The following is a 12911-nucleotide window of genomic DNA, read 5'->3' on the forward strand; positions in this document are numbered from 1 at the left end:
TTTCTTTTTCTAACTAGAAAATTAAAGAGTAAGAAAAGCATATCCAAAAGAAAGTACCGAAATAATAATTCCAGCCATAAAGATCTGATAGGTAATAGATAACAGTTTATACTTTCTGTCTAATACTTTTCCCAGGAAATAGAGATCTTTCACCATTGAATCATAAATATAATCCCTGTCTTTGATCAGGTCTTTCATAGCCTCGTTATAATCCCCGAAAAGCATTTGGTTAAAATTTCCAAAAAACAAAAGATTCACCTTTCGGTCTGCAACATCCTGATTGGTAAACCTGGTCTTGGTAACATTAGGTTTTGTGGATAAAATCGCAAAAATAATCGTTAAAACACTTGACAGCAGCAGTATAAAACTTGGAATCACAAGATGTGCATTTTTCGGAGCATCCAATTTGGGAACCAGCACAGAAAGACATACTGAAATAATAATGGCATTCACGGAAAGCAGAATATTCGCTTTGCTGTCTGCAATATCACTCAACCTGGTATGGTTATTCAATGTAATTCTGAACAGAGTATCTACACTTCTGTCTGACTTCGGTTCTTTTGGTTCCTTCGGCTCTTTAGACTCTTTTCCTTCTTTTTTATTTTCAGAAGTTGTTTTTTTATCTTCTTCCTTTTCCAGCTTCTTCTCTATTTTCTTAATATTTTTCTTTTTAAGAGGCTCCCAGTTTTCAATGGCATAATCGGTGTAATAATGATGCTTGTTTTTCAGCATATCCAGATTTCCTGCATTCCATTCATCATTGGAAAAACACCGTACATTGGTAAGCTCCCATTCTTTCCTTAAGGCATCAGAAATATCATTATAATCATGGCCTGCAAAGTGACTGCAATCCGCGTCTTTTACTATTTTTTCTAAAAGGTTCTGGGGCTCATAGGTGATTTTTGTAGCTAAGATCAAACGGGAAACGTCTTCTATATAAGATTGAGGATAATTTTCATTTTGTAGAAAATTTTTCAGAATTTCTACGCCTCTTTCTTCATGATTCTGGGCACATTCAATGTATCCGGTATCATGAAACCAAAGAGCCAGTAAAACCTTCTCCTGATCTTCTTTGGAGACCGGTGTGTTCCTCATAATTTCCTCAGCCTTATTGACTGTATACGTGGTATGAATAAAATTATGATAAAAGTATACAGAAGATAACTTATCTTTGAATAAGATTTCAACATAATCTTTGGCTTTGTGTAAAATGCTCATTCCTGAAATTTTGTTAATGTAAATTTATGAATTTATCCTTGAAAACTGATCTAAAAAAAATTTCGATTCTCCTTAAAGCAGCATTATCTGCCGGAGCTCTCTATTCCTGCGCAACATATAACGTAAAAAAGGGTAAAAACTTATTCGAAGTTAAAAATTCTGATATAAAATCCGGAAATGACTTTAAAATCTTCCTTGTCGGCGATGCCGGAAATGCAGATGAAGCACAGGCCAAACATACACTGAATTATATTAAAAGTAAATTAGATTCTGCTGACGAAAATTCCATGCTCCTTTTTCTGGGCGATAATATCTATCCTTCAGGAATGCCGGAGAAATCCGATAAAGACTATCCTTCCGCAAAAGAAAAACTGGACAACCAGCTGGCCATCACGAAAAATTTCAAAGGGAAAACATTGGTTATCCCTGGAAATCATGATTGGTATTACGGATTGGATGGACTAAAGGCTCAGGAAAATTACGTTAAAGAATACTTAAACGATAAGAAAGCATTCTTACCCAAAAACTCTTGTCCTATTGATGATATCAACCTTACGAAAGACATTAAGTTAATCGTTATAGATTCTGAATGGGCTTTAGTAAATTGGGACCAATACCCCGGAATCAATAAAAACTGTTCGATAAAAACCCGGGAAGATCTTTTTGAAGAATTTAAAGATCTTGTGAATAAAAATCAGGACAAAAGAATTATCGTTGCGCTTCATCATCCGATTATCAGCAGCGGAGTGCATGCAGGCTTTAATTCTGCAAAATCACATCTTTATCCTTTAAAAAGCAAAGTTCCGGTTCCTGGTGTTGCCAGTCTGATCAATGTTTTGAGAAATTCTTCAGGCGCCAGCATGGAAGACATCAACAATCAGCATTATGCAGATCTTGCCAACAGGATAAAAAGTATTGTTCAGGATAAAGACAATATTATTTTTGTTTCCGGACACGATCATAATCTCCAGTACCATGAAGAGAGAAATATCAGACAGATCATCAGCGGAGCAGGCTCTAAAACAGATCCGGCAACCATTGCTGAGAAAACCGATTTTTCTTATGGAGGCAGCGGATTTGCTGTGTTAAATTTAAGAAAAGACAAGAGTTCAGATATAGAATATTTTTCGACTAAGGATAATAAGCTTGAAAAGCTTACCCAGATTTCTGTAATCTCTAAACCGGATGTTTTCATCAATAATTTCCCGAATACTTTTCCTAGTACCTTTACTTCTACTGTTTATCCTGTAGAACTTACTCAGAAAGGAAAAATCTACAGATGGCTTTGGGGCGAGCATTACCGAAAATATTACGGAATTCCTATTGAAGCGCAAACGGCCAATCTTTCGGAAATCAATGGCGGATTCACTCCTTTCCGCGAAGGTGGTGGAAACCAGTCCAACAGTCTTCGACTTAAAGCTCAGGACGGACAGGAATTTGTAATGCGGGGCGTGAAAAAAAGTGCAGTCCGGTTTTTGAATAATATGGCGTTCAAAAAAAGTACATTCGGAAATGAACTGAATAATACTTTCCCGGAGAAATTCCTGCTTGATTTCTATACAACCGATCATCCATTCACCCCATTTTCAGTCGGGAATATGGCTGATAAACTCAACATTTTCCATAGCAACCCTAAATTATATTATATTCCTAAACAATATGCTTTAGGAGATTATAATCAAAACTACGGTGATGAAATGTACATGATCGAAGAACGGTTTTCTTCCGATCCTAAAACACTGGAATCACTGGAGCATGCAAAAGATATTCTTTCTACGGATGACGTTTTAAAGAATTTTACAAAAAATAATAAATATGCTGTAGATCAGGAATCCTACATCAGAGCCAGAATTTTTGATATGCTGATCGGTGACTGGGACAGACATTCTGACCAATGGAAATGGGCGGAATACAAAGACGGTGATAAAGTCGTTTATAAACCGATTCCCAGAGACAGAGACCAGGCTTTCAGTAAATATGACGGTGCTGCATTTAAGATTATCATGAATGTACCAGCCATCCGCCACATGAAAACATTCAAAGATGACATTAAAAATGTAAAATGGATGAATATGGAACCTTATCCGCTGGATCTTGTATTTTTAAAAGGTTCTACACAGGAAGAATGGATCGCCCAGGCCAAATATATCCAGGAACATCTTACAGACAATGATATTGATGAAGCTTTCAGTAATCTGCCTAAAGAGGTAAAAGATGAGACCATTGCAGATATTCAAAGAAAGTTAAAATCCAGAAAAATAAAACTACAGGATTACGCATCCCGATATTATGATGTGCTGCAGGAAAAAGTTCCTTTGGCAGGAACGGTAAATCCAGATAAATTTGTTATTACTAAAAACGGGCATTCTGTTACTGTACAACAGTATGCATTAGATAAAAACAAAGAGAATCTGGAGCTGGTATTTGAAAAAACGTATGATGACTCTAAAACCAAAGAACTTTGGATCTATGGGTTGGAAGATGATGATATTTATGAAGTTTTAGGAGACGGCAGACCTAAGATGAACATCAGATTGATCGGCGGCTACAACCATGATACATATACTGTTGCTGATGGAAAAAAAGTGAAGATTTATGATTTTAAATCTCAAAAAAACACGTACCATGCCGGTACAGCAGCAAAAAAGATTTCTGATGATTATGATATCAATACCTACAATTATAAGCATCCGAAATATAACTTCTTTGCAGGATATCCCAATGCAGACTATAACCCTGATGATGGGGTGATATTAGGTGTTTTGGCCAATTATACGGTAAATAATTTCATCCGCGATCCTTACACCCAGAAGCACAGCCTGAAGGCTAACTTCTATACGGCGACCGGTGGATTTAGCCTGGTGTATAAAGGAATTTTCAAAAAAGCGATTTCAGGATGGGATTTCAATCTTGATGCAGCATACACTACTCCGCATTTTTCACAAAACTTCTTCGGACTGTCTAACGAAAGTCCTTATGATAAAGAAAATACGGAAAGGGAATATAACAGAGCGAGAATTTCAAAATTCAGTTTTGCGCCTTCTATTTCTAAAAAAAGCTGGCTGAATCTGCAGCATCAGTTTCAACTGACTTTTGAAGATAATAAAATCCAAAGAAACGGCGACCGGTTTGTGGACCAGTCACCGGACGTAAGACCTGAAGTTTTCAAAAGCCAGCAGTTTGCAGGAGCCAATTATACTTTCAGCTTTAAAAATATGGATAACAAGGCTTTCCCAACATTAGGGATGGAACTTTTAGTGAATGCTAACTGGAAAACGAATGTATCCAATTTCGATAAAAACTTTTTGGCACTAAACGGAACCCTTACCATAGACCACAGAATTGACAAAAGAGGACTATTCGTTTTTGCCAATTCAAGTAATGGAATGTGGATCAACAATAATAATTTTGAATTCTATCAGGCGGCAGCTATCGGTGGCAACAACGGTATGAGAGCTTTTAGAAATGACCGTTTTTCAGGAAGATCTTATTTTACAAATAATTCTGAAGTCCGTTGGGACTTCGGCAGAGTGCGGAACAATATCGTCCCTGCCAATATGGGAGTCCTGGTAGGCTATGATTTCGGACGTGTCTGGAACAATGGTGAAGATTCTAAAAAATGGCACCAGTCTGTAGGGGCAGGATTCTGGCTAAGTATTGTAGATATGTTTTCAGCAAGGCTGAATTATTTCTATGGTTCTGATGGCGGAAGAATTTCAGCCGGCGTAGGTATGAATTTTTAAGATTGGTCGTGACGGTATTTTACCTCACACCATAGTTCAAACATATAATAATCCCCACAAAAACTTATTTTGTGGGGATTATATTTTAAAAGGAAAATTTATAAACGTTTCCGCCGGTCTCCTTATCTTTTTCATCAGCAATCAACAGGGTTTTATTATCAAGAAAAACAACTCCTTCTTTTTGCGAATTATGATCTAACGGGATTTTCTGGATTTTTACCTTGCTAAAATCATTTGCTGTAAATCCGGAAAGCACCTGAATATTTTTATGATTCAACAGGACAATACGATCTTTCGTACTGTTGATAGAAGCAGATGTAATAGCCGCATCGCTGTATTTGCCGTCAAGCTTTAAAGTAGCAATCAATTTAGCCTCAAAATCTCCTTCTTTATTAGGAACCTGGAAAACCAAAAAAGTCCCGTCAAATCCTTTGCTTCTGTTTTTGGTAAAGAGATAAAAATTACCATCCATTTCTATAAAAGCTTCACAGTCGTAGAGCAAGTTTGACTTTTTGGGAGGAAAATCAGTTTGCCCTTCATAATGAAATTTTGTGGTCTGTGTAACCTTTGTTGTCTTTTGAGAAGCATCTTTCAGATCTATTTTCAAAATGGCAAGATCCGTTCTATCGTTGTCATTATTTCCAAAATCACCGATATAGATATTTCCTGTAGCATCTGTAATAATTTCTTCCCAATCCGTATTTTCAGCGTTTTCAACCAGAACATTAGCGATTAATTTTCCCTGACGATCAAGTCCGTATACTTTGTTTTTATTTCCCTGATCTTCTATCGTCCAGATTGTTTTTTTATCTTTTGACAAAGCAATTCCGGAAACTTCCTTCAGTTTTTTAGGAAGAGCAAACTCTATTTTGAGAACTTCATCTTTAGTTGAATCCTGAGCTTTAGGGTTGCAACTCCATAAAAAGAATGCGGATAAAATAACAGTGCGCAACATATCTATATTTTTATTTTTTTTAACTGAACATACGGGTATCGTATATTTTTCTAAGATATCAATAATCTATAAGGTTTCGATCAGCTACTTTGTAAATTAAGAAAGCAGCAGTTTAGCTTTTTCCCAAAGAACATCCATTTCTTCCAGTGATAAGTCTGCCAGCTTTACATTTTCTTCATCGGCCAGCTTTTCCATTTTCTGAAATCTTGAAATGAATTTTAAATTGGTTCTTTCTAACGCAGAATCAGGATTAATGCCGGAAATTCTGGCGTAATTAATCAACGAGAAAAATACATCACCCAATTCCTGTTCTTTTTTATCAAGATCGGTTTCTGCATGGAATTCTGCAATTTCCTCGTCTACTTTTTTCCAGGCATCCTCTGCATCATGAAACTCAAAGCCGATTCCTTTTACCTTATCCTGAATTCTGTACGCTTTCACAAGGCTTGGCAGGCTTTTGGGAACACCGCCTAAAATAGAAGTATTTCCCTCTTTCAGTTTTAGTTTTTCCCAATTCTTTTTTACTTCATCTTCATCTTTCACTTCCGTATCTCCGTAAATGTGCGGATGGCGGAAAATCAACTTCTCATTCAGGGAATTGATCACATCTGCAATATCAAAACTGTTTTTCTCAGAACCAATTTTAGCATAAAAAACCAGATGAAGAAGAACATCACCCAGTTCCTTTTTAATTTCAAGCAGATCATCTTTCAGAATGGCATCTGAAAGTTCATAGGTTTCCTCGAGAGTTAAATGTCGAAGCGACTGCAAGGTCTGCTTTTGATCCCAGGGACATTTTTCCCGCAGATCATCCATGATATCGAGCAATCTTTCGAAGGCGTCTAGTTTTTCCTGTTTTGTATTCATAGGTATTGAGCGTTCAATGGGCACAAATTTAAGGTAATCTTTGTTAATTACTGTTTTTTTGTCCTGAAATCGAAGATTTGTGTTGTTGGGCAGAAGATTCAAAATACATAAGCATCTTAATACTCAGTAATAACAAAAAACCTTGTCACATTCAGTGACAAGGCCTTTATTTTGAAATTCAGATGAATGAATTATCCTTTTTTAGTGTGAGTACTTTTTGGAGCCCCTTTTGCTGCTGAAGTAGCTTTTACTTTCGGAGTTACCGGCTTTTCTGCTTTTGGAGCTACTTTTTTAGTTGCTTCTTTTTCAAGGCTTACTTCTTCATGTGCAGGATCCAGTGTTTCAGGTTCTGCTTTTACGAAGCTTTCAGGAGTGATATATCCTGCTTTGTGCAAGATGTTATACCATTGAGCCAATTTTTTGATATCGGAAGCATATACTCTTTCTGTATCGTAGTTAGGAAGAGAAGCACCCATAAAGTCTTTCAAATCAGACTCAGAAGATTTATGAGAAATCGTTTCCTTATAATCATGATTTTTAGCAATATTTTCAAAAACTTCGAACAAAGGCACTTCTTTATCAAAAGTAAACATTGCAATATTGTCTAACAAACTAACCTGGCTAGAATTTCCAATGCTCACTTTCTTTTTTGAAGTAACATCTTCAATAATAAACCCGTTTCTTAATTGAGAAACTAATTTGTAAAGTCCTGGTTTTCCAGAAATTGAAATTATTTTTTCTAACAACATAATTTTATTTTTTGTAAATTCAGCAATCCGCCTATTGCTTTTTGCCCTGTATTATTTTTTTACTTTAATGTTTATATTTATTTTGGAAATCTCATTTTATAATTGATGCTTACATCACCCTGAGAGATCTTTGTAAGTTTACCTTTTACAAGCTTCTTTTTCAATGCGCTCAAATGGTCGGTAAACAAAACCCCTTCAATATGATCGTACTCATGCTGAATTACGCGGGCTCTAATATCGGAAAAAGTTTCTGTATGTTTTACAAAATTTTCGTCATAATATTCAATAAGGATCGTTCCTTTTCTCTTTACATCCTCTCTTACATCAGGAATAGAAAGGCATCCTTCGTTGAATTTCCATTCTTCACCTGATTCTTCAAGAATCTGTGCATTGATGAAAACTTTTCTGAAGTCTTTCAGCTCATCCTTAATATCCTCATAATCTTCATCCTCTGCAAGAGGCGTCACATCGATTACAAACAGGCGGATATCAAGTCCAACCTGAGGTGCTGCCAGCCCAATACCGTTGGCGCTGTACATAGTATCGAACATGCTCTCTACAAGTTCTTGCAAATTGGGATAGTCTTTGTCTATATCTTTGCCTACTTTTCTCAAAACAGGATCCCCAAAGGCTCTTATCGGTAAAATCATCTTGTTCTTTGTTCTAAAAAATTCTGCAATATGATGGTTGCACTTACTCTATCTATTAATCCCTTCTCTTGTCTCTTTTTTTTGCTTTTCCCACTCTGGGAAATAAAAAACGAGGCCATTTTGGAGGTAAATCTTTCGTCAAAACGGTGGACAGGAATATCAGAAAATTCTTTTGTAAATTCTTCAATAAATTTCAAAATATCCGTTTCCACTTCGGAAATATTTCCCTTCAAATCTACAGGAAGTCCTATAACTACGCCGTCTACTTTATTCTCGCTGAAATATTTATTTAAAAATACCAGCAGCGATTTTGTTTCCACAGTATCAAGGCTGCTTGCAATAATTTGCATATCATCCGTTACAGCGATGCCACAACGAGCCTTTCCGTAGTCTATTGCAAGGATTTGTCCCATAAGTCTGCAAATTTAGTAAATTTTAATGATTTTATTCATAACGCAGTTTTTTTATGTAAATCATGTTTTATTCCATTATTTTTTTTATAATTTTAATCTTCCAAAAAACGAAAATATGAAGAAACTCATCCTCGTAAGACATGCAAAAAGCGATTGGCCCGAAGAAACGGAGGACTTTGACAGACCATTGGCAGACAAGGGTTTAAATGACGCCATGCATATGTCCAGGTTTATGAAAAGTAATAATATTTCGATTGATTATCTGGTATCCAGTCCGGCGGTCCGGGCACTCCATACGTGTGAAGTTTTCAACCAGACGTATCAGCTTAATTGCATCACTGATGAGAAACTTTATAATCCATCGGAAAGAAATTTTGAATCGGTGATCTACAGTCTGGATGACAGCCATAATTCGGTTGCTATTTTCTCTCATAACAACGGAATTTCCAATTTTGCCAACTCTATCTCTGAGGATATCTTTCATTTCCCTACTTGCGGCGTGGCAGGTTTTGAGATCGATTGCGATTCATGGGCAGAATTTGATGGTGCCAGAAAAAAATTGTTATTCTTTTATGAACCGGGTAAAATTTAAGATGATTTTCAAAGACTTCTATGCTGTCTGTTAAAATAAAAAGCTCCAACAAATGTTGAAGCTTTTATTTTTTTGTTTGGCTAAAGCCATTTGATTGATGTCATATCCAAATTCTTAATATAGACTGTTTTCTTGATTATTTCTTTTTCAGATCCAGGTCATCAAAATCAAAGCTGAAATCTGTAACATCTGAAATAGCTTTCAATTTTGCAGACTCTGCTTTTCCGTTTTCATCGTAATTAAAGATAATATAGGCATCTGCATCATAGCTTCTGTCGTCCCATTTTATAATGAAAGAATTGTTTGAATAAGGAAGTAATTCTCCTTTTAATCTTGGGGAATTAGCACATGAAATCCTGTAGGTACTTCCCTGCTGAACAATTTCTACATCTCCGAACCATACATCATTATATTTTCCTGTAAACTGTTCTGCTTTAGGCTGGCTGTTCTTTTCTTTTTTAAAGGCTTCAGATTTAGCGAATGCTTCGTTTTTCTGCTTTTCATAGAATGCTTCGTTTTTAGTCATTCTCTCCCTGTAGGTTTTCAGCCAGTTTCTGTCTGCAATTCCCAGATAAGAATCTTTAACTGTATTGGTTATTGTATTAAAAGCAGCACCCGATTGCTGGTTCGTCAATACGACAATTCCTAATTTAAGATCCGGAATTAAGGTAAACTGGGTAACAGTTCCGATCAGTCCGCCTGTGTGCTGGATCTGTTTATGGCCTTTAACGTCACTTAGGAACCAGCCCATTCCATATCCGTAAAAACTTGTGTCATATAGATTTTTAGCTGCTATACTGCTTGGAATCTGCAGACTCCAAAGCTGCTGTACATTTTTATCTGAAACCAGTTTTTTACCGTCTTTTGTGGTAAAATTATTCATCAGAAATTCTGCCCAGGTAGTCATATCTTTGATATTACTCATAATACCACCAGCTGCATTCGCGGTTTCATTCCAATCATGAGGAACGGCGATCGATTTTCCGTTTACAGGAGCATGAGCATCGATTTTATTGGCAATGGCTTTTGCTCTGTTGTAACTTCCGAAACTGGAGGTCATTCCTACCGGCTTCATAATTCTCTGTTCTATAAATTCTGCCCAAGTTAATCCGGAAATTCTGTGGATAACTTCTCCGGCAACAATAAACATGATGTTATTATAATCCAATGTTGTTCTGAAAGGATTCTCCGGTTTCAGGTATCTTACGTTGTGTACGATATCATTCACGGACAGATTTCCTCCTTCAGGAAAAAACATCAAATCGCCCTGTCCCAATCCCAATCCTGCTCTATGGGTCACCAGATCTTTAATGGTAACATTTTGTGACACATAAGGATCATACATCTGAAATTCAGGAATATATTTAGATACTTTATCATCCCAGTTCAGCTTTCCTTCATCCGCTAAAATCGCTAATGCCGTACAGGTAAAACCTTTGGAATTGGAGGCAATACCTACCAAAGTGGTATCATCCATTGCCTGTTTAGTGGTTAAAGAACGAACGCCAAATCCTTTTGAATAGATCAGTTTACCGTCTTTTATAACTCCTACAGACATTCCGGGAACATCAAATGTTTTTAAGGTATTCTGGATGAGCTCATCGAGTTTCTTTTCTTCCACCTGCGCAAAAGAGACCAGGGAGAAAAGAATAAAGAACAAAGAAAAGGTTTGCCTCATTGTTTTTAAATTTTCTCAAAGGTAATGAATTCGGTATTTATTAAGTACATTTGAAATCCAACCTAACAACAAAAATATAAGTGAAGATTATTTCTATCAGGTGCAATCCAGAATATAAAGACATATCGATCCGGAAGCATTTATCATATAAACATGTACAATGTATTCATTCTTAAGGTTACCTTTTTATTTTTTGATTCTCTGTAACAAAAAATAAATCTTTCTTAACTTTGCAAAAAAGTGCTGATGACTAAAATACTCCTCCTCTCCGACTCCCATTCTTATATTAACGACCGAATTTTAGACTATGCCCAGCAGGCTGATGAGATCTGGCACGGTGGAGATTTTGGAAATATGGAAGTTATTGAGCAGCTTGAAAAAATCAAGCCTTTGAGGGGGGTGTACGGAAATATTGATGAAGCCAAGATCCGTTCTGAATTCCCAGAAGTCAATCGGTTTTTGTGTGAAAATGTAGAAGTATTAATGATTCACATCGGGGGATATCCGGGAAAGTATTCTCCTTTAGCCAAAAAAGAAATCGAGGAAAAAGCTCCTGCTTTGTTTATTTCAGGGCATTCTCACATTTTAAAAGCCATGTTTGACAAAAAGAATAATCTTCTCCACCTGAATCCCGGAGCCTGTGGAAAACAGGGATGGCATACCACGAGAACCATGATACGCTTCGTGATCGATGGTGAAGAAATAAAGGACCTGGAAATTATTGAACTGGGACCAAAGTCTTAATTATAATCTATTACAGCATATCTATACACTATATTACATGAAGATTGGAGATAAAGTTTCAGCATTGGATGAAGATTTAAGCGGAGTGGTGACTTCGGTTAATGGAAATATTGTAGTTTTTAAAGATGAATATGGTTTCACCTATCAATATCCAAAAGAAAAGCTGGTTCCGAAAAATCCATCTTTGTATGAAAACATACCTATCGTAAAAAAAGCTGAACCTCAAAAAAATACTTCAAAAAAGCATCAAAAGAATGGTCTTGTTTTGGATCTTCATTTTCATAACTTAGTTAAAAATCCACAGGATTATGACAGCTACGAAAGACTTTTCCTCCAAAAAGAAAAACTGATGGAAATTTTACAGTTTTGCAGAAAACACAATCTGAAACGTCTCGAGATTGTTCATGGAATTGGAGACGGCATTCTTCAGAAAATGGTGCTGGATGTTTTGGAAAGCCAGAGAGGATTGGATTTTTATAACAAGGAAATACTTCACCATCAATCAGGTGCTGTTATGGTAGAATTTCACTAAATTTGCATTAATTGAAATATGAACGTACTTAATTTACTTTTTACCAAAGACGGATTAATCTACCAGATTGCTAAAAACAAAAGCATTTTGGAGGAAAAGTCTTATTTCGTTACCGAAGAAACTCCGGAAAATCTTATTGAAGAGAAGCTGGATGAAATTCTTATCAAGCAAAGGTTTGATGAAATCCAGGTGGTTTCAGCACTGAATCATTTTACCTTAATGCCTGAAGGATTTTCGGGGCATGAGGATGGATTCGAACTGATCGCCTATAATGCTCCCGTCGATAAGGAAAAAGAAGAGCTTATGCTTTCTGTAAACAAGAAGTTCAGCGTTCAGTTTTATTATACTTTTCCTAAAAACTTTTACAAAAAAATAAAAGAACTGGCTGTACCGGTTCATTTTAATTTTTCAGGAGAGAAATTTTTAAATTCTGTCAACAATAAAAGCAATAAAGAGATTCATATCAATTTGTATCATAATCAGTGTGAATTTTTCGCCATTGACAATAAAAAAGTAATCTTATACAACAATCTGGATGTGAATTCAGAAGTTGATTTTCTTTATTTCGTCATGTTTACGTTAAGCAAAATAGGTTTCGGAATCAATGATACCAACTTCTATGCGTATGGGGAGACTACAGAAAATGAAACTTTTCTCTCTGAACTCCAGAAATTCGTAAAGAATCTCAAAATTGTATTTGATAATATCCCTAATAAAAATTTCATTTTGAATTAAATAAAAAAAGGAATGCCTAGTGCATTCCTTTTTTA

General features: G+C 36.0%; 12 protein-coding genes. 5 read left to right on the forward strand and 7 right to left on the reverse strand.

Annotated features, from left to right (window positions below; translation table 11 throughout):
• Window positions 1-21 precede the first annotated feature (21 nt).
• Window positions 22-1218, reverse strand: coding sequence for a Pycsar system effector family protein (locus tag IW15_RS14030; protein WP_034712406.1), 1197 nt, complete (start codon window positions 1216-1218; stop codon window positions 22-24).
• A 38-nt stretch (window positions 1219-1256) separates the two neighbouring features.
• Here IW15_RS14030 and IW15_RS14035 point away from each other — a divergent pair, with 38 nt between their 5' ends.
• Window positions 1257-4961: a metallophosphoesterase gene (locus IW15_RS14035; RefSeq protein ID WP_228384371.1), complete on the forward strand. Its 3705-nt coding sequence runs from the start codon at window positions 1257-1259 to the stop codon at window positions 4959-4961.
• An 85-nt stretch (window positions 4962-5046) separates the two neighbouring features.
• Here the strand turns inward: IW15_RS14035 and IW15_RS14040 are convergent, their stop codons facing one another.
• The 5 genes from IW15_RS14040 to ruvX form a co-directional block, all read right to left on the reverse strand.
• Window positions 5047-5916 (reverse strand): hypothetical protein, encoded by an 870-nt coding sequence (locus tag IW15_RS14040; protein ID WP_034712412.1) that lies wholly within the window; start codon window positions 5914-5916, stop codon window positions 5047-5049.
• A 96-nt stretch (window positions 5917-6012) separates the two neighbouring features.
• Complete coding sequence (gene mazG / locus IW15_RS14045; RefSeq protein ID WP_034712417.1) at window positions 6013-6783, reverse strand: nucleoside triphosphate pyrophosphohydrolase; 771 nt, start codon at window positions 6781-6783, stop codon at window positions 6013-6015.
• A 191-nt stretch (window positions 6784-6974) separates the two neighbouring features.
• Window positions 6975-7532: a DUF5606 family protein gene (locus tag IW15_RS14050; protein ID WP_034712419.1), complete on the reverse strand. Its 558-nt coding sequence runs from the start codon at window positions 7530-7532 to the stop codon at window positions 6975-6977.
• 77 nt (window positions 7533-7609) lie between these two features.
• Window positions 7610-8182, reverse strand: a complete 573-nt coding sequence (gene def / locus IW15_RS14055) for a peptide deformylase (protein WP_034712421.1) — start codon at window positions 8180-8182, stop codon at window positions 7610-7612.
• On the reverse strand, window positions 8179-8595 hold the full coding sequence (gene ruvX / locus IW15_RS14060) for a Holliday junction resolvase RuvX (protein ID WP_034712423.1): 417 nt from the start codon (window positions 8593-8595) through the stop codon (window positions 8179-8181). Before ruvX ends, def begins: the two co-directional genes overlap by 4 nt.
• Window positions 8596-8710: 115 nt before the next feature.
• Here ruvX and IW15_RS14065 point away from each other — a divergent pair, with 115 nt between their 5' ends.
• A complete protein-coding gene (locus IW15_RS14065) occupies window positions 8711-9187 on the forward strand; it encodes a SixA phosphatase family protein (protein ID WP_034712567.1) in 477 nt (158 codons plus the stop codon).
• A 136-nt stretch (window positions 9188-9323) separates the two neighbouring features.
• On the opposite strand, the gene IW15_RS14070 is transcribed toward IW15_RS14065, so the two are convergent.
• On the reverse strand, window positions 9324-10865 hold the full coding sequence (locus IW15_RS14070) for a serine hydrolase (protein ID WP_034712425.1): 1542 nt from the start codon (window positions 10863-10865) through the stop codon (window positions 9324-9326).
• 246 nt (window positions 10866-11111) lie between these two features.
• Here IW15_RS14070 and IW15_RS14075 point away from each other — a divergent pair, with 246 nt between their 5' ends.
• Genes IW15_RS14075 through IW15_RS14085 form a run of 3 tightly spaced genes read left to right on the forward strand, consistent with a single transcriptional unit; the run spans window position 11112 to window position 12876 of the window.
• A complete protein-coding gene (locus IW15_RS14075) occupies window positions 11112-11609 on the forward strand; it encodes a metallophosphoesterase family protein (RefSeq protein WP_034712427.1) in 498 nt (165 codons plus the stop codon).
• Window positions 11610-11646: 37 nt separating this feature from the next.
• Window positions 11647-12141, forward strand: a complete 495-nt coding sequence (locus tag IW15_RS14080) for a Smr/MutS family protein (RefSeq protein WP_034712428.1) — start codon at window positions 11647-11649, stop codon at window positions 12139-12141.
• 18 nt (window positions 12142-12159) lie between these two features.
• Window positions 12160-12876, forward strand: coding sequence for a DUF3822 family protein (locus tag IW15_RS14085; protein WP_034712430.1), 717 nt, complete (start codon window positions 12160-12162; stop codon window positions 12874-12876).
• Window positions 12877-12911: the final 35 nt, after the last annotated feature.

The sequence above is a fragment of the Chryseobacterium soli genome (assembly GCF_000737705.1).
Taxonomy (GTDB): domain Bacteria; phylum Bacteroidota; class Bacteroidia; order Flavobacteriales; family Weeksellaceae; genus Chryseobacterium; species Chryseobacterium soli.

Excerpts from the sequence above, each read along its gene's own strand:
- IW15_RS14030 (WP_034712406.1), bottom strand. The coding sequence starts at position 1,218 with ATGAGCATTTTACACAAAGCCAAAGATTATGTTGAAATCTTATTCAAA.
- IW15_RS14040 (WP_034712412.1), bottom strand. The coding sequence starts at position 5,916 with ATGTTGCGCACTGTTATTTTATCCGCATTCTTTTTATGGAGTTGCAAC.
- mazG (WP_034712417.1), bottom strand. The coding sequence starts at position 6,783 with ATGAATACAAAACAGGAAAAACTAGACGCCTTCGAAAGATTGCTCGAT.
- IW15_RS14050 (WP_034712419.1), bottom strand. The coding sequence starts at position 7,532 with ATGTTGTTAGAAAAAATAATTTCAATTTCTGGAAAACCAGGACTTTAC.
- def (WP_034712421.1), bottom strand. The coding sequence starts at position 8,182 with ATGATTTTACCGATAAGAGCCTTTGGGGATCCTGTTTTGAGAAAAGTA.
- ruvX (WP_034712423.1), bottom strand. The coding sequence starts at position 8,595 with ATGGGACAAATCCTTGCAATAGACTACGGAAAGGCTCGTTGTGGCATC.
- IW15_RS14065 (WP_034712567.1), top strand. The coding sequence starts at position 8,711 with ATGAAGAAACTCATCCTCGTAAGACATGCAAAAAGCGATTGGCCCGAA.
- IW15_RS14070 (WP_034712425.1), bottom strand. The coding sequence starts at position 10,865 with ATGAGGCAAACCTTTTCTTTGTTCTTTATTCTTTTCTCCCTGGTCTCT.
- IW15_RS14075 (WP_034712427.1), top strand. The coding sequence starts at position 11,112 with ATGACTAAAATACTCCTCCTCTCCGACTCCCATTCTTATATTAACGAC.
- IW15_RS14080 (WP_034712428.1), top strand. The coding sequence starts at position 11,647 with ATGAAGATTGGAGATAAAGTTTCAGCATTGGATGAAGATTTAAGCGGA.
- IW15_RS14085 (WP_034712430.1), top strand. The coding sequence starts at position 12,160 with ATGAACGTACTTAATTTACTTTTTACCAAAGACGGATTAATCTACCAG.